This window comes from Agrobacterium sp. MCAB5, assembly GCF_052114365.1.
Classification (GTDB): Bacteria; Pseudomonadota; Alphaproteobacteria; order Rhizobiales; family Rhizobiaceae; genus Agrobacterium; species Agrobacterium tumefaciens.
This window is the reverse complement of the sequence record NZ_JBFREP010000002.1, coordinates 156630-172060: the sequence shown is the minus strand read 5'-3', so window position 1 is coordinate 172060 and position 15431 is coordinate 156630. Positions and strand designations below refer to the sequence as shown.

13 protein-coding genes are annotated in these 15431 nt (G+C 59.6%); 3 read left to right on the top strand and 10 right to left on the bottom strand.

Translation table 11 applies throughout. The features are described from left to right. Nucleotides 1-134: 134 nt before the first annotated feature. The 4 genes from AB4Z23_RS05525 to AB4Z23_RS05510 form a co-directional block, all read right to left on the bottom strand. Nucleotides 135-1745: an ABC transporter substrate-binding protein gene (locus AB4Z23_RS05525; RefSeq protein WP_013761652.1), complete on the bottom strand. Its 1611-nt coding sequence runs from the start codon at nucleotides 1743-1745 to the stop codon at nucleotides 135-137. Between the two features lie 88 nt (nucleotides 1746-1833). Next, the gene (locus AB4Z23_RS05520) at nucleotides 1834-2547 is read right to left on the bottom strand and encodes an HAD-IA family hydrolase (RefSeq protein ID WP_065687793.1); all 714 of its coding nucleotides are present in this window, start codon (nucleotides 2545-2547) and stop codon (nucleotides 1834-1836) included. Nucleotides 2548-2803: 256 nt separating this feature from the next. After that, entirely contained in the window at nucleotides 2804-4177 is a 1374-nt protein-coding gene (locus AB4Z23_RS05515; RefSeq protein ID WP_025595551.1) for an aspartate aminotransferase family protein, read from the bottom strand. Nucleotides 4178-4191: 14 nt separating this feature from the next. Then, a complete protein-coding gene (locus AB4Z23_RS05510; protein ID WP_065687792.1) occupies nucleotides 4192-5028 on the bottom strand; it encodes a GNAT family N-acetyltransferase in 837 nt (278 codons plus the stop codon). Nucleotides 5029-5352: 324 nt separating this feature from the next. Here AB4Z23_RS05510 and AB4Z23_RS05505 point away from each other — a divergent pair, with 324 nt between their 5' ends. Together AB4Z23_RS05505 and AB4Z23_RS05500 are read left to right on the top strand one after the other, a co-directional pair. Next, nucleotides 5353-6021 (top strand): haloacid dehalogenase type II, encoded by a 669-nt coding sequence (locus tag AB4Z23_RS05505; RefSeq protein WP_003511068.1) that lies wholly within the window; start codon nucleotides 5353-5355, stop codon nucleotides 6019-6021. Nucleotides 6022-6035: 14 nt separating this feature from the next. Then, nucleotides 6036-7310, top strand: a complete 1275-nt coding sequence (locus AB4Z23_RS05500) for an NAD(P)/FAD-dependent oxidoreductase (RefSeq protein WP_065687791.1) — start codon at nucleotides 6036-6038, stop codon at nucleotides 7308-7310. 269 nt (nucleotides 7311-7579) lie between these two features. On the opposite strand, the gene AB4Z23_RS05495 is transcribed toward AB4Z23_RS05500, so the two are convergent. The 6 genes from AB4Z23_RS05495 to argE all read right to left on the bottom strand — a co-directional run bounded on the left by AB4Z23_RS05495 (nucleotide 7580) and on the right by argE (nucleotide 14336). Continuing rightward, nucleotides 7580-9037 carry an NAD-dependent succinate-semialdehyde dehydrogenase gene (locus AB4Z23_RS05495; protein ID WP_065687790.1) on the bottom strand — a complete coding sequence of 486 codons (1458 nt, stop codon included), beginning with the start codon at nucleotides 9035-9037 and terminating at the stop codon, nucleotides 7580-7582. Nucleotides 9038-9052: 15 nt separating this feature from the next. Next, nucleotides 9053-10096: a tartrate dehydrogenase gene (locus tag AB4Z23_RS05490; RefSeq protein WP_065687789.1), complete on the bottom strand. Its 1044-nt coding sequence runs from the start codon at nucleotides 10094-10096 to the stop codon at nucleotides 9053-9055. Between the two features lie 13 nt (nucleotides 10097-10109). Next, nucleotides 10110-11573, bottom strand: coding sequence for an aldehyde dehydrogenase family protein (locus AB4Z23_RS05485; protein ID WP_065687788.1), 1464 nt, complete (start codon nucleotides 11571-11573; stop codon nucleotides 10110-10112). A 307-nt stretch (nucleotides 11574-11880) separates the two neighbouring features. Next, entirely contained in the window at nucleotides 11881-12237 is a 357-nt protein-coding gene (locus tag AB4Z23_RS05480) for a cupin domain-containing protein (protein WP_013761644.1), read from the bottom strand. 26 nt (nucleotides 12238-12263) lie between these two features. Further along, complete coding sequence (locus AB4Z23_RS05475) at nucleotides 12264-13187, bottom strand: 2-hydroxyacid dehydrogenase (RefSeq protein WP_113291575.1); 924 nt, start codon at nucleotides 13185-13187, stop codon at nucleotides 12264-12266. 24 nt (nucleotides 13188-13211) lie between these two features. Continuing rightward, entirely contained in the window at nucleotides 13212-14336 is a 1125-nt protein-coding gene (gene argE / locus AB4Z23_RS05470) for an acetylornithine deacetylase (protein ID WP_065687786.1), read from the bottom strand. A gap of 211 nt (nucleotides 14337-14547) precedes the next feature. Between argE and AB4Z23_RS05465 the strand changes: the two genes are divergently transcribed. Further along, nucleotides 14548-15426, top strand: a complete 879-nt coding sequence (locus tag AB4Z23_RS05465; RefSeq protein ID WP_065687785.1) for a GNAT family N-acetyltransferase — start codon at nucleotides 14548-14550, stop codon at nucleotides 15424-15426. The last annotated feature ends 5 nt before the right edge of the window (nucleotides 15427-15431 follow it).

Here is a 15431-nt window from a genome sequence, read left to right as displayed (position 1 = left end):
TGATCCAAATTATATGGCTGGAGCGAGATATCAGGCGAAAACCGCTTGTTTTTCAAAGTGTCGCTCCAGCTGTGGAGGCTTCCCGCACCGGCGGAAAGGTTGCCGGGCGCGTCGGCGCCCGGCCCCTTGGTCTATCAGGCTTCGAGCCAGACGTATTCAGCAAACGCGTAACCCATCATGCCGCCGAGCGGATTGGCTTCCAGACCCTTCAGCTTGGAGGTGATGGCGTCGACATTGGTGATATAGGCGGGAATGATGGTGCCGGCTTCGTCGGCGATCATCTTTTCCATTTCGAAGTAGATCTGCTTGCGCTTGTCCATGTCCAGCATGCCGCGTGCTTCGAGCATCATCTTGTCGAACTTCGGCGACTTGTACTGGCTTTCGTTCCACGGCGCGTCGGAGGCGTAAAGCAGCGAGAACAGAATATCCGGGGTCGGGCGCGGGTTGATGTTGCCGAAGTGAATAGGCGCCTTGAGCCAGTAATTGCTCCAGTAACCGTCCGAGGGAACGCGCTGCACATCCAGCTTTACACCGATTTCTGCGGCCGACGCCTGGATGATCATCGCCATGTCCACGGCAGAATTTGCAGCATCTGAGGTGATGACCGGGATGGACTGACCGATAAGACCCGCTTTTTCAAAGTGGAACTTCGCCTTATCAGGATCGAAGGCCTTCGGCTTGAGGTCCGGATTGTGGTAGGGACTCATTGGCGGCACGGGCTGGTCGTTACCGACTTCGCCGAGGCCACGCAAAGCCGCCTTCACGATCTGCTCGCGGTTGACGATCGACTTCATGCCGGCGATGAAATCGGCATTGTTGCCGGGCGTCTGGTCCAGCCGCATATTGAGGTTGGTGTAGTTGCCGGACGTTCCCTTTGACAGAACGATGCCTTCCTGCTTGTCGAGCAGGCGCAGCGAACGCGGATTGATAGCCGCTGCGAGGTGGATATCGCCCGAAATGAGGGCGTTAACGCGGGCATTGTCTTCGGCAATCGCGAAAAATTCGAAGCTATCGACGTGCGGACCACCCTGTTTCCAGTAATTGGTGTTTTTCGACATGATCGAGCGGACGCCGGGTTCGAATTTCTCCAGCTTGAAGGCACCGGTGCCGTTCCCCTTGGAGAAATCGGTCGCGCCATCGGCAACGATCATGAAGTGATGCAATGCCAGGATGGCCGGCAGGTCTGCATTCGCGTTTGCCAGCGTGATCTCGACGGTGCTCTTGTCGATCGCCTTGAAGCCGGTCATCTGGGCGGCGATCTTGGCGACCTTCGAACCGACGGCCGGGTCAAGGTGACGCTTCAGCGAATAGACCACGTCATCGGCGGTCAGTGCCTTGCCGTCATGGAAGGTGACGCCGGAACGCAGCTTCACGGTCCAGGTCTTGGCGTCCTTCGTTTCGATGGATTCGGCCAGCTCCATCTGGGGCGTGCCGGAAACATCGAGGAAGCTCAGCCGGTTATAGAGCGCGCAGCAACGAACGTAATCCGTCGAAAGCGAGGCTTTTGCGGGGTCGAGCGTGTCGGCCGTGGAGGAGGACCATCCGGCCGCCTTCAGCGTGCCGCCGGAAACGGGAGTGGCCGCCAGAGCCTGCGAGGCGCGGCCGAGAATGGCCGAACCGGCGGAAAGTGCTACGCCGCCGGCCAGCATCATGTGAAGCAGCTCTCGCCGCGTCGCGCCGCGACGGATAGCCTGTTCAACGGCGGCATCGTCAGAGCGGGTCCAATTTGTAATCCTGTCACTCATGGTCTTCCCCTTTTGTATGATTTGTTGAAATGGCATCTGCAGTAATTTTCGGCATCCACGCCCGAGTGCGCGTCATGCCGCAGGCGCTTCAGCGGCCCGAGTGTCTCGTGGCCTCGGCAAGGCCGGCCATCGAGGTGAAGTGGTAGTCCGGTTCGGTAAAGTTCTCCGGCTCGATGGTGCCGCCATATCCCTTCTGGGCGTGGCGGCGCTCTATCCAGCAATTGGTCATCCCGAGTTTCCGTGAAATGCCGATATCGTGGTACTGGCTCTGCGCAACGTGCAGAATGTCGTCCTTCGATGCGCCTTCGCTTTCAACGAAGGCGAAAACCTTCTCGAAGAATGCGGGATCCGGCTTTTCCGTGCCGGTATCATCCGCTGTGAAAGCGGCGTAAAAGGGACTACCGAGTTCCTTCGAGAAATACTCGAAGGCCCAGCGCTGGGCGTTGGTCATGGCAATGAGACGATGCGTCTTTGCAAGCTCGGCCATCGCGGCGCGACTGTCTTCAAAGCCTTTCCAGTTTTTTGCCGCGTCGCGCAGGCGCTCACCCAGAGCGCGCTCCGCCGGCAAACCGAGTTCCGGAGCGATGATCAGGTAGACGCGGACGAGATCGTCCGGAAACAGATCGGTGGCGTCGGAGTAACGCGCCGCGCGGTAAAGGCCGAGCGCCTTTTCACCGTCGACCTCAACGCCGTTTTCAGCGCCGATCTGGATCAGGGTCGATTTCAAGCCACCTTCGAAATCGATGAGAGTTCCCACCACGTCGAAGCTCATATATTTGAAGTCGCTCAGTTTCTTGGGCAATGTCGGTCTCCGCTTTGCCGCGCAGAGCCATTGGGAAGGCTGCGGCATTTTATTCTGTTCCCGGACGGGATCCTTGCCCCGTTCCCATTCTTGCTAACGCCCTTTTTTATGGCGTTTAGTGCTTTTTCTGTTGATAGTTTGGCAGTTCCAGCGCGCCGGATTCTCCGAAAAGGATCGGGTCTTCGGCAGAATATTGCGAATATGTGCGGCGTTGCGACATTTCGAGAAGGTGCCGCAACGCCATCCACTGTTCGCCTCAGGCCATGGCGGCCCGCACTGCCGGGTCCTCGAGCGTCTGGTCGAGGGTTTTCCGCGTCCGCTCTATAATGGCGTCGATCTCGTCATCGGTGCAACACAGCGGCGGCGCGTAGCCGAGGATGCCGTTGGCGAAGGCGCGCACGATGAGGCCGTTTTCCCAGGCGCGGTCAAAAACCTTGCGTGCAGGGGCCGCTGCAGCCGGCAGCGGAGTTTTCTTCTCTTTGTCGGTCACGAGTTCGATAGCGGCGAGCATACCCCGGCCGCGCACATCGCCAACCAGCGGATGGCTTCTCAATCCTTCCAGCCCGGCCATCAGCCGCTGACCGGCGCGCCGGCCGTTTTCCAGCAGCCCGCCCTCGTAAAGTTTCAGCACTTCGAGACCAACGGCGGCACTGACGGGATGGGCGGAATAGGTATAACCGTGCCCGACCGCGGCATCGCCAGCGAAGTCGGCTATTGTATCATAAACATGGTCGGCCATGAAGACGGCGCCCATCGGCACATAGCCCGAAGTCAGACCCTTGGCGGCCGTGATGAAGTCCGGCACGATATCTTCGTCGGCACAGGCAAACAGTGGTCCCGTGCGGCCGAAGCCGGTAATAACTTCGTCGGCAACGAAGAGAATGCCGTAGGAACGGCAGAGTTCTCGCATGGCCTTGATCCAGCCAGGCGGCGGCACCAGAACGCCACCGGAGCCCTGAATGGGCTCTGCATAAAAGGCGGCGACCCGCTCCGGGCCGATAGCCTCGATCTTGTCCTTCAGGATTTGCAGGGAAGAGGCGATGATGGCGGCGGGGTCGCTGCCGACCGGATTGCGATAGGCATAGTGAGACGGAATTTTGTGCTGCCAGTCGTAAGGCACGCCGAAACCTGCATGGAAGGCAGGCAGCGCAGTCAGGCCTGAACCGGCGGTGGTGGAGCCGTGATAACCCTGTTCGATGGAAATGAACTGGTCGCGCTGCGGCTGGCCTTTGGCGTGCCAGTAATAGCGGATGAAGCGGATGGTGCTGTCCACCGCGTCGGATCCGCCAAGCGTGAAATAGACGTGGTTGAGTTCGCCGGGCGCGCGGTCGGCGAGTTCGGAGGCCAGGCGAATGGCGGGTTCGCTGCCAATGTCGAAATAGGCAGTGGCATAGGGCAGTTCACGCATCTGCTTTGCCGCCGCTTCCACGATGCTGTCATGGCCATAGCCTGCATTGACGCACCAGAGGCCGGCAAAACCGTCGATCAGCTGGTGGCCGGTCATGTCGGTAATCGTGGCACCCTTTGCCGATTTCAGCACGCGAACGCCAAGCTTTTCATGGCCGCGGAAGGAAGAGACAGGGTGCACCAGATGGGCGCGGTCGAGCTCGATCAGTGAATTGCTTAACATGGGTCTCTCCGGATTCAGCCCAGCGCCTGGCTGGTCAACGCGAATGTTTTCAGTTTTTTGTCGGCAGAGGTTTCCGCCTTCGGCCGGCGCATGGCGATGCCGCCACCGACATGGGCAAGACCGTATTCGGCAAGCCAGGGACCGAGGCCCGTCTCGGTGGTGGTGTCTACGCGCAGGAATGCGCCGGGGCGCTCGGAAACGACGAAGGCAATCAAATCCTTTGCGATTTCAGCAGTTTCCGCGACAATCGGGCCGATGACTTCACCACGGCCAAAGGCGCGAAGGCCTGCAAAGCCCATGATGGCGCCATGCTGTTGAACCACCGCAAACCGTGCCCTATCCGCAAGCTCGGTAAAGAGTGCCGTACGATCCGCACCGAATGCCTGCGCGTCGAGTGCGGCAAGCTCGGCCGGTACAATCGTTTCTGCCCATGCCACGTTATCGGGCTTATCGGCGGCCGTAGGAATTCCCTGGTGCTGACGCACCTCGCCGCATGCGACGAACCCCATCTTCTCATATAGGGGGAGGCCTTCAGCGGTGGCGGTCAGACGGCACTCGCGATTTTCCGCAGCATCGACGACCGCCTGCATCAGCTTGCGTCCGAGACCACGGCCGCGCATGGCCTCGTCCACGATCACCATGTTGACGGTGGCGCAGGTGTCTCCGAGAAGCGTGGCCATTGCGGTTCCGACGACGCGACCGTTTTCGATAGCGACGAAACCCTTGCTCAGTGAAAGGACGAGCGCCCAGTCTTCCCGGCGGTGTGGCCAACCGGCCTGGCGGGAAAGCTCGACGGCGGCATCGAGGTGTTGCGGCTCAAATTTCTGGATATCGATGAGGCTGGCTTGCATGGCCCAACTCCGTTTTATTCTTCATGTTCATTGATAGACCGGCGGCAAAAGAACATTGTCCCGACGAATGGCAAGGTTCGATATGTTTCACTGTTGCTTTTACCCGCCGCCGCATCTTATGCCGCACATCATCTGCTTCCATCCGCAGAACGGGGGTGGGCGGCGGCTTCCGGTTTTGTCGCACGCAACTCTCTGCCAAACTGGCGGCCGCATACGCAACAATCTGCTTTCGCGAATAGCAATTGCAGTGCGTCGACCGGGCAAAGGCCTCTATGATCTTGTTATTGCAGCCACCACCCATCCCCAAGCAAGGACGACGACGACATGACCATCTTCCGCCCGAAATACATCACTTTCGATTGCCACGGTACGCTGATTCATTTCCAGATGGCAGAAGCTGCCCGCGATCTCTATGGTGATCGTCTGGGCGAGGCCGAGATGCAGCAATTCATCAAGGACTTCTCTGCCTATCGCCTGGACGAGGTCATGCATGACTGGAAGCCTTACGCCGAAGTTGTCCATAACGCCCTGTCGCGCACCTGCAAGCGCAACGGTGTGGCCTTCAAGGACGAAGATGCGGTAATGGTGTATGAGCGCGTTCCGACATGGGGTCCGCATGCGGACGTTCCGGCCGGTCTGGCGAAGGTTGCCAAGGAAATTCCGCTGGTCATTCTGTCTAACGCCATGAATTCGCAGATCATGTCGAATGTGGCAAAGCTTGGCGCGCCGTTCCATGCTGTCTATACCGCCGAACAGGCGCAGGCCTACAAGCCGCATTTCAAGGCTTTCGAATATTTGTTCGACATGCTCGGCTGCGGCCCGGAAGATATTCTGCACGTGTCGTCCTCCTTCCGCTACGACCTGATGTCCGCGCACGATCTCGGCATCAAGAACAAGGTCTGGGTCAACCGCGGCCACGAACCGGCAAACCCCTATTACGGTTATACGGAGATCTCCGATATTTCCGGTCTCGCGGGCGTCGTTGGACTGTAAGGAAGGACCGGATCATGAAGCTCGTCTCCTATTGGCACGACACGGCGCCCCTGTTTGCGGGGGCGGCGCAAGGTCCTGTCGAAGGCCATTACGATGTGGCCGTCATTGGTGGCGGCTTCACGGGTCTGGGTGCTGCGCGCCAGCTGGCAAAAGCGGGCGCGCGCGTGGTTGTTCTTGAAGGACAGCGCGTCGGCTGGGGTGCTTCCGGGCGCAATGGCGGCCACCTCAACAACGGGCTGGCCCACTCCTACCTCTCCGCCAAGGCGGAACTCGGCAAGGAGCGCGCCATCGCGCTCTACAAGGCGCTGGATGCCTCGATCGACACGCTGGAAAGCCTGATCGCCGTGGAAGGGATCGACTGTAATTTCCGCCGCGCCGGCAAGCTGAAAATGGCTTCGAAACCGCAGCATTTCGAAAGTCTGGCGAAGAATTTCGAGGCTGTTCATGCCGAGGTGGATCCCGACACGGCGCTTCTGTCGGTTGACGATCTCAAGGCGGAAATCGGCTCTCCCTTTTATGGCGCCATGCTGTCCAAGAAGAGCGCCATGATGCATATGGGCCGCTATGTGGCCGGCCTTGCGCAGGCCGCCAGCCGCCATGGTGCGGTCATCTTCGAAAATGCGGCGGTGACGAAACATTCTCAGAACGGCAAGACACACACGCTGGAAACGACGCGCGGCAAGGTCACTGCCGATAATGTTCTGGTGGCAACCGGCGCCTACACGCCCTCCGGTTTCGGCTATTTCCGCCGCCGCATCATCGCGGTCGGCAGTTTCATCATCGCCACGCGGCCGTTGACGGATGCCGAGATCAAGGCGTCCGTCCCGGGTAACCGCACCTACGTCAACACCATGAATATCGGCAATTATTTCCGCCTTGCACCGGACAACCGGTTGATCTTCGGCGGCCGCGCGCGCTTTTCCACGACATCGGACCAGCGTTCGGATGCCAAAAGTGGCGCGATCCTGATGGATAGCCTGCACCGCATATTCCCGCAGCTTGCGCATGTGCCTATCGATTATTGCTGGGGCGGACTGGTTGATATGACCAAGGACCGTTATCCCCGCGCCGGTTTCCATGATGGCGTCTGGTACGCCATGGGCTATTCCGGCCACGGCGCCCAGCTTTCCACCCATCTGGGCATGATCATGGCTGACGCCATTCTGGGCCGCCCGGACAACAACCCGCTGAAGGGGATGGACTGGCCGGCGGTGCCTGGCCATTTCGGCAAGCCCTGGTTTCTTCCCTTGGTGGGGCTTTATTACAAGATGCTGGATAAGATTCAGTAGCGCGTTAGTTCATTTCTTCATCATGCCGGACTTGATCTGGCATCCAGCCACTGCGCTCCTGCACGGTGAATAGTCTTTTACGATCAATGACGTGATCGCGCTGGACCCCGGATCTATTCGGAGGTCGCGACACGTGAATGCCGTGGCTTTGCCAAACCAATTCATGCCTCCGGATTTTTCTTCCACCCCTGGGAATGCTGCTTTTCAATTTAGCACCAAAAAAGAAGGGCCGCAGAGCGGCCCTTTAGGCGGGGAGAAAGAAACAGTCTTCAGGCAAGTCCACCGATGTGGAACGTCTTCATTTCCAGATATTCCTCGATGCCGACCTGTGCGCCTTCGCGGCCGAGGCCGGATTGCTTGACGCCGCCGAAGGGGGCGACTTCGGTGGAGATCGCGCCGGTATTGAGGCCGACCATGCCGAACTCCAGCGCCTCGCCCACGCGCCAGGCGCGTTTGAGGCTTTCAGTGTAGAAGTAGGCGGCAAGGCCGAAGGGCGTACCGTTGGCGATCGCAATCGCCTCCTCTTCCGTCTCGAAGCGGAAGAGCGGGGCGACTGGCCCGAAGGTCTCTTCGCTCGCCAGCCGCATGGCGGTTGTTGCGCCCGTCAGCACCACCGGTGCGGTATATTGCGAACCTTCAGGCAGATCATGAGGCTTGGTAATGATCTCGGCGCCCTTGGAAACGGCGTCATCGATATGCGCGCGGATTTTGGCGATTGCCGGCTCGTTGATCATCGGACCGATGGAAACACCTAGCTCCGTTCCGGGTCCGACACGCATGGCATCGACGCGATCAGCCAGTTTTTTCGCAAACGCATCGTAAACGCTCGCCTGAACGAGAATGCGGTTGGCGCAGACGCAGGTCTGACCGCCATTGCGGAATTTCGAAACGAGCGCGCCTTCGATGGCGAGATCGAGATCTGCATCGTCGAATACGATGAAAGGGGCATTGCCGCCGAGTTCCAGCGACAGTCGTTTTACACTGTCGGCCGCACCGCGCATCAACAGCGAACCGACACGGGTAGAGCCTGTGAAGGAAATTTTCCGCACCGTCTCATTGGCCATGATCTCGTTGCCGATCTCCGTCGGCATGCCGGTGACGATGTTGATGACGCCAGCCGGAATGCCTGCACGTTCGGCGAGAACTCCGAGCGCTAGGGCCGAATAGGGCGTGAATTCCGAGGGCTTGATGACCACGGTGCAGCCAGCCGCCAATGCAGGTGCGACCTTGCGGGTGATCATGGCGTTCGGGAAATTCCACGGTGTGATGATGCCGCAGACACCGACTGGCTCCTTCAGCACTACGATACGGCGATCCGGCGTCGGGGAGGGAATGGTGCCGCCGCTGATGCGTCGGCCTTCTTCCGCAAACCACTTGACGAAGGATGCTCCGTAACGGATTTCCCCCTTGGCCTCTTCGAATGGCTTGCCCTGTTCGATGGTCAACATCAGGCCGAGATCGTCGATGTGTTCGATCATCAACGCGAACCATTTTTCCAGAAGCGTCGCGCGCTCCGCGTGCGTTTTCTTTTTCCACGGCCCGAAGGCAGCGTTGGCGGCTTCGATGGCCGCGCGGGTTTCCACGCTGCCCATATCCGGCACGGTGCCGATCACCGCCTGCGTCGCCGGGTCGATCACGTCGACCGTCTTGCCTGATGCGGCCGCTTTCCATTCCCCGCCAATCAAACCCATTTGGCGAAAGAGTTCCTTGTCCTTCAAGCCCTGCATTATCTGTCTCCGAAATCAGTCGAGAGCCGCAAGAACTGCGGCAGTTATTACGTCTGTCTTGTCCTTGCCCGGCACGGTGCCAATGCCCTGGCCGGTCGCCTTTTCCAGCGCCGCCATGACCCGCCTGGCCGTATCCGCCTCACCCAGATGCTCCAGCATCATGGCGCCGGACCAGATGGCGGCGATGGGGTTGGCAATGCCGAGATGGGCGATGTCAGGGGCCGAACCGTGCACCGGCTCGAACATGGAGGGTGCCGTGCGGTTGGGATTGATATTGGCGGAGGCGGCAAAACCGAGGCCGCCCTGAATGGCTGCGCCGAGATCGGTCAGGATATCGCCGAAGAGGTTTGAGGCGACCACGACATCAAGGCTTTCCGGTGCCATCACCATGCGCGCCGCCATGGCGTCGATATGATAACTGGAAACTTCAACATCCGGATATTCGGCGGCGAGCTTTTGCGTCACCTCGTCCCAGAACACCATCGAATATTTCTGGGCGTTGGATTTGGTGACGGAAGCCAACTTGCCGCGACGCTTTTGCGCCTGCTCGAAGCCGAAGCGCAGGATGCGTTCCACGCCCTTGCGGGTGAAGATGGAGGTTTCGACAGCGACCTCGTCTTCGGTGCCCTGATGGACTCGTCCGCCGGCACCGGAATATTCACCTTCGGTATTTTCGCGGATGCAGAGAATGTCGAATCCATCCGCTTTCAACGGTCCCTGCACGCCGGGCAGAAGCCGGTGCGGGCGGATATTGGCGTATTGCACAAATGCCTTGCGGATCGGCAGAAGCAGGCCGTGCAACGATACCGAATCCGGCACCTCCGCTGGCCAGCCGACCGCGCCCAGCAGAATGGCGTCGAAGCCGCGCAGGGTCTCGATGCCATCCTTCGGCATCATCGCGCCGGTCTCCTTGTAGAAGGCGCAGGACCAGGGGAATTCGGTGCCTTCAAGCGCAAAACCGGAGCTTTTTGCTGCGGTGTTGAGAACCTGCCAGGCGGCATCAGTCACGCTTTTGCCGATGCCGTCTCCGGGAATGAGTGCGATGCGATGCGTTTTCAAGATGTTTCCCCTGTTACAGTCCGATCAGGACGCTTTTGCTCTTGCGGTTGGCGAGATAGGCCTCCCGCCCGAGATCCTTGCCGATGCCGGAGCGTTTGTAACCGCCGGTCGGCAGGATATGGTCGCGGGAGCGGCCATACCGGTTGACCCAGATCGTTCCTGCCTGGATGGCGCGAGACAGGCGCATGACGCGCGAGATATCGCGGCTGAAAAGACCCGCGGCAAGACCGTAGGTCGGATGATCGGCGAGCGCCAGTGCCTCTTCTTCCGTCTTGAAGCTTTGCAGGGTCAGCACCGGCCCGAATATCTCCTCTGTGACAGCAGGGGAGGTCTGGTCGACATTTGCGATCAAGGTCGGCTGGTAGAAATAACCCGGACCGTCCATGATCGCGCCGCCCGTCAGGCATTCGCCGCCATGCGCGACAGCCGCCTGCACGATGCCGTCAATGCGCTGGCGCTGCACTTCGGAGATGATCGGCGAATACTGTGTTGCTTCGTCCCAGGTCGGGCCGGGCTTCACTGTCTTCATGCGAGCGATAATTGCGGCGGAAAGCGCCTCTGCGACACTCTCTTCAACGATGATGCGCGAGCCGGCAACGCAGGCTTGCCCGGCATTGGACAGAATATTGCCGGCGATCGCGGCGGCGGCTTTTTCGATATCGGCGTCTGCAAAAACCAGCTGCGGACTTTTGCCGCCCAGTTCCAGCGTCATGGGCTTGACGCCGGTACGCGCGATATTTGCCATGATGGCCGAACCTGCTGCCGTCGATCCGGTGAAGCTGACCTTTGAAATTTCGGGATGGCCGGTGATGGCATTGCCTGTCACAGGCCCGTCACCCAGCACGATGTTGATGAGCCCGGCGGGCAGCCCTGCCTTGATGGCCAGTTGCGCCATGAAAATGCTGGAGAAGGGCGTCATCTCCGATGGCTTGAGCACCACGGCATTGCCGGCTGCGAGTGCCGGGCCAAGCTTCCAGCCCGCCATGGACACCGGAAAATTCCAAGGCGTAATGGCGCCCACGACGCCATAGGGCTCGGTCATGATCATGCCGACGCTTGTGTCGTCGGTCGGCACGAGATCACCGCCCTCCTTGTCCGCAAATTCGGCAAAGAAGCGGATCTGTTCGGCAGTGACGGCGATATCGCCGGCAATCAGGTGGCCCACGGGCCGGGTTGAGGAGAGCGCCTCGATTTTCGCCAGCGTCTCGGCTTCCTGCTCGATCAGGTCTGCCCAGCGTTGCAGTACCCTGGTGCGCTCACGCGGGCGCACGCCGCCCCAGTTACTGCTCTTCAGTGCGGCTTTGGCGGTTTGCACCGCCTCATCGACAAGTGCCGCATCCGCCTTCGGGCAACCGGCATATTCGATGCCGTCCGAAGGACGATGCATGTCAATGCCGTTTTTAGCCGGGATCAGCCGGTCGCCGATGAAATGGCCGATCGGCAGGGACAGGCTGTCTGGATCGAAGCTGAGCGTCATGGATGATCCTCTGTGGATATGCGCCAAAGCTACTCCCTGATGGCAAGCAGCATCGACCGACTGCGGCGGGGGCGGTGAACGAAAATCCTGTTTTGCTGGTGGCCCACAGCGCAATCTTCGGCGGGCATGAAGACCGCGCCGAAAACCTTGCGACGGGTCCGATCGAGGGCCGTAAATCCGGTCGAAAGGCATCCGGGCAGGATACCCATGTAAACCATGGCTGGCATCCACCTGCGGATTGCCAGCTATCGCTGTTCTCAAAAATGCCTCTGCATCAGCCGGGATGCCAGGCATGCTGTTCGGCAAATCATCCGTTCACGGTCACATAGATCTTGCGCACGGTTTCGATTGTCTTCCAGACGCCAACGAAACCGGGCTTCATGACGAAGCTGTCGCCCGCGGTGTAACGCAGCGGCGCGCCGCCTTCCGGTGTGATCTCGATAACGCCTTCGAGAATGTGGCAGAACTCGAATGTCTCGCCTTTGATCGAGCGGCTTTCCCCGGGGGTCGCTTCCCAGATGCCAGTATGTACGGTGCCATCACGGGCTTCATCTAGAGGCCAGGTTTTGAACGACGGGTCGCCCGCTATGAGGCGTTCGGGCAGGGCCTTGGAGGCTTTCGGTTCAAAGGCGGGATTGGTGTCGATGGTCTTGAGGAGAGACATGGGTGTCCTTTCTTGGAACGGTAGGATCAATATCCGCGGCTACGGTCAACGAGGCCGAGCGGTTCGAGACCGGATTCGTATCGTTTGATATTTTCGACGACGGTGCGGGCAGCGGAATGGGGCTGGGTGACGCTGGCAATATGCGGCGTCAGGAGAATTTTCGGATGGGTCCAGAAGCGGTGGTCTTTGGGCAGGGGCTCCGGATCGGTAACGTCAATCACCGCACCTGAAAGCCTGTCGCTGTTGAGTGCATCGAGCAAAGCGTCATGATCGAGCTGTTTGCCGCGCCCGGCGTGAACCAGAGCAGCCCCGTCGGGAAGCATCCCTAGACGCTCGGCGTTCAGAAGCCCCGTGGTCTCGTCGGTGAGAGGCAGCAGGCAGACGAGAATATCGCTGGTGGAGAGAAGGGATTTGAGGCCGTCGTCGCCATGATGGCAGGTGACGCCATCAATCTGACGCTGTGAGCGGCTCCAGCCGGAAAGCGGAAAGCCGAAGGGTTTCAGCCGCTCCAGCGCCGCAACGCCCAGCATGCCGAGGCCGAGAACGCCCACCCGGCACTCTTCCGCCTGACGCTGGGGCAGGGCATTCCACAGTTGCTGGCGCTGCTGGTTTAAATAGACCGGCAGGTTGCGGTGGAGGGAAAGTACGCCGAGGCAGATATATTCCTGCATCATGCGGATGATGCCCTCATCCACCATGCGTACGACCTTTACCGTCTCAGGGATCGCCTCGATGTGAAACTGGTCGACACCCGCGCCGATCGAAAACAGGACTTCGAGATTGCGATACCGGGCAATGTCCTGCGGTACCGTCCAGGTGATGAGGTAACGGACTGCGTCGGGATCGACAGTTGACGCATCCATCGAAAACGGCAGATCAGGCAGTTCTGCAGCTAGAGCCTGCCGGAAAATCTCGCCGCGCTTGGCGTCGGAATTGAAGAGAAAAGTCATCTGAAATCTATGCTTCCCGAAGGTTCAAGCCGCACAGCGGCTTGCGAGTGTTTCCAGCATCGACTGGCAGGCCGAAAGTTCGCCCGTCGTTATGAACTCGTCCGGCTTGTGGGCGCGGCCGATATCCCCTGGTCCGCAGATGATGGCGTCGATGCCCGCCGCCTGGAACAGCCCCGCCTCCGTGCCGTAGCTGACGGCGGCGAGACAGGGGGTGCCGGTCAATTCCTCCAGAAGCAGAACAAGCGGAGCATTAGCTGCTAGCGAAAGCGCCGGATAATCGCTCATAGGCGTCCATTCGATATCGACACCCTTTGCTGCAAGAGCCTCGACGCTTGCGCGAACCGGCCCGAGCAGTTCAAGCGGCGATATGCCGGAAATCGCCCGTGCTTCCAGCTCGATGGCCGAGAAATCGGGGATGATGTTGATCGCCTGGCCGCCCTTCATCGTGCCGATCTGCAGCGAGGAGTAGGGTGGCTCGAAAGTCGCTTCAAAGGGGCCTTTCGTCAGCTCATGTGCCGTCTCCACGGCCTTTGCCATGATACCGGTCATCAGGTGAATGGCATTAACCCCCTGATCAGGCCGGGACGAATGGCCGGAACGGCCACGGATGGTAATGCGAGCTGCTGCTTTGCCCTTGTGTGCACGAACCGCCCGCAAATTGCTGGGCTCGCCGATGATTGCGCCCGCCGGTGCGGCGCAAAGTTCAGGCAATCTGGCGAGAAGATGTGGAACGCCACGGCAACCCGCCTCCTCGTCATAGGAAAAGGCGATATGCACGGGACGTTTCAGCGCCCTGCGCGAAAATGCAGGCGCCGCGGCGAGAACCGTGGCCAGAAAACCCTTCATGTCGGTGGTTCCGCGCCCGTAGAGACGATCATCTTCCGCCCGCAGTGTAAAGGGATCGGAAGACCATTCCGGCTCGCTGGCGGGTACGACATCCATATGGCCGGACAAAACATAGCCGGCGCGATCGGCCGGGCCGAAGGTGGCGAAGAGATTGGCGCGGTCGCCCTCCGGTCCCGCAAGCAGCGATACTTTCGCGCCGTGGCTTTCAAGATAATCGGCGATCCAGCCGGCAATATCGCCATTGGCGGTTCCAACGACCGACGGGAAACCGACGAGACGCTCAAGGATTTCGATTGCGTTCAATGGTCGTCTCCGCTGACCGGATTGTCATCCCGAAAGCTTAGAATGGACTGCGACGTTTATCTGCTGAAATGCGAATGATTTCGGTAGATTGTTGTGACCTTCCAGTGCTTTCAGAAAATTCGTGCTGGCGTAACCGGCTACCGTCGGATGTCGTGGGCTAGGCCGGGACCGGATGAAGGTTGTGAGCCGTAGGGGATGAGGGCCGTTGGTTATGGACCTGCTCAAAGTCGATAGTTTCGAGCTGCGGACCGTGGATATCGCGGACGTGGATGCCGATCATCTGCATGCACTCTCCATGGCCGTCGGATGGCGATATCACGCGAATGAATGGTGTTTTCTGCGGCAATGCGGCGTGGGTCTCGCCGCGCTCGATGAGATCGACCGTGTTGTCGCAACCGCGATGCTCTTTCCCTATGATCAGGGGTTTGCGACGCTCGGCATGGTCATTGTTTCGCCCCGTTTGCAGGGGCATGGCGTAGCACCATGGCTTGTGCAGAAACTTGTCGCAAAATTCCCCACTGTCTCCCTGCGGTTGAACGCGACGGGAGCGTCGCGGCGGTTGTTTTCAAGGTTGGGTTTTGCCGGTGATACGGAAAAAGTATATCTGTTCCGGGGAAGGGCGAATTGCCTTTTCGAGATACCGCCGCCCGGCAGAAAACAACGAATAGAGCCGTTATCCGCAGGTCATCTGACTGATGTGGTGGAACTAGACCGGGCGGCTTTTGGCGTTTCGCGCCGGAACGTTTTGCAGCGACTTTTGACGCAGAATGCGGGTTACGGTGTGTTTGAGGCGGACCGTCTTACCGCTTTTGCGCTGCGCCGTGCGGCGGGGCGGGGCCACATTATCGGTCCGGTCGTTGCGGGTGCGGACATCGATGCGATTGCGCTCGTAAGGCGGCATTTTACCGATCTGGACGATGAGCTGGTGCGTCTCGACACCATCAGCGACAACAATCTCTTTATTGATTTTATTGCGCAATCCGGCTTGGTGGTGATTGAAACCCTTACCACCATGTCCAAAGACGCGCCGCAACCGGCGCCTTCCGGCGCTACAAAAATTTTCGCGTTGGCGGGTCCGTCTTTGTGTTGAGCTGC

What these genes read in the sequence shown, in the direction of transcription:
- AB4Z23_RS05525 (WP_013761652.1), bottom strand. Translation starts at nt 1,745, where the DNA reads ATGAGTGACAGGATTACAAATTGGACCCGCTCTGACGATGCCGCCGTT.
- AB4Z23_RS05515 (WP_025595551.1), bottom strand. Translation starts at nt 4,177, where the DNA reads ATGTTAAGCAATTCACTGATCGAGCTCGACCGCGCCCATCTGGTGCAC.
- AB4Z23_RS05510 (WP_065687792.1), bottom strand. Translation starts at nt 5,028, where the DNA reads ATGCAAGCCAGCCTCATCGATATCCAGAAATTTGAGCCGCAACACCTC.
- AB4Z23_RS05505 (WP_003511068.1), top strand. Translation starts at nt 5,353, where the DNA reads ATGACCATCTTCCGCCCGAAATACATCACTTTCGATTGCCACGGTACG.
- AB4Z23_RS05500 (WP_065687791.1), top strand. Translation starts at nt 6,036, where the DNA reads ATGAAGCTCGTCTCCTATTGGCACGACACGGCGCCCCTGTTTGCGGGG.
- AB4Z23_RS05495 (WP_065687790.1), bottom strand. Translation starts at nt 9,037, where the DNA reads ATGCAGGGCTTGAAGGACAAGGAACTCTTTCGCCAAATGGGTTTGATT.
- AB4Z23_RS05485 (WP_065687788.1), bottom strand. Translation starts at nt 11,573, where the DNA reads ATGACGCTCAGCTTCGATCCAGACAGCCTGTCCCTGCCGATCGGCCAT.
- AB4Z23_RS05480 (WP_013761644.1), bottom strand. Translation starts at nt 12,237, where the DNA reads ATGTCTCTCCTCAAGACCATCGACACCAATCCCGCCTTTGAACCGAAA.
- AB4Z23_RS05475 (WP_113291575.1), bottom strand. Translation starts at nt 13,187, where the DNA reads ATGACTTTTCTCTTCAATTCCGACGCCAAGCGCGGCGAGATTTTCCGG.
- AB4Z23_RS05465 (WP_065687785.1), top strand. Translation starts at nt 14,548, where the DNA reads ATGGACCTGCTCAAAGTCGATAGTTTCGAGCTGCGGACCGTGGATATC.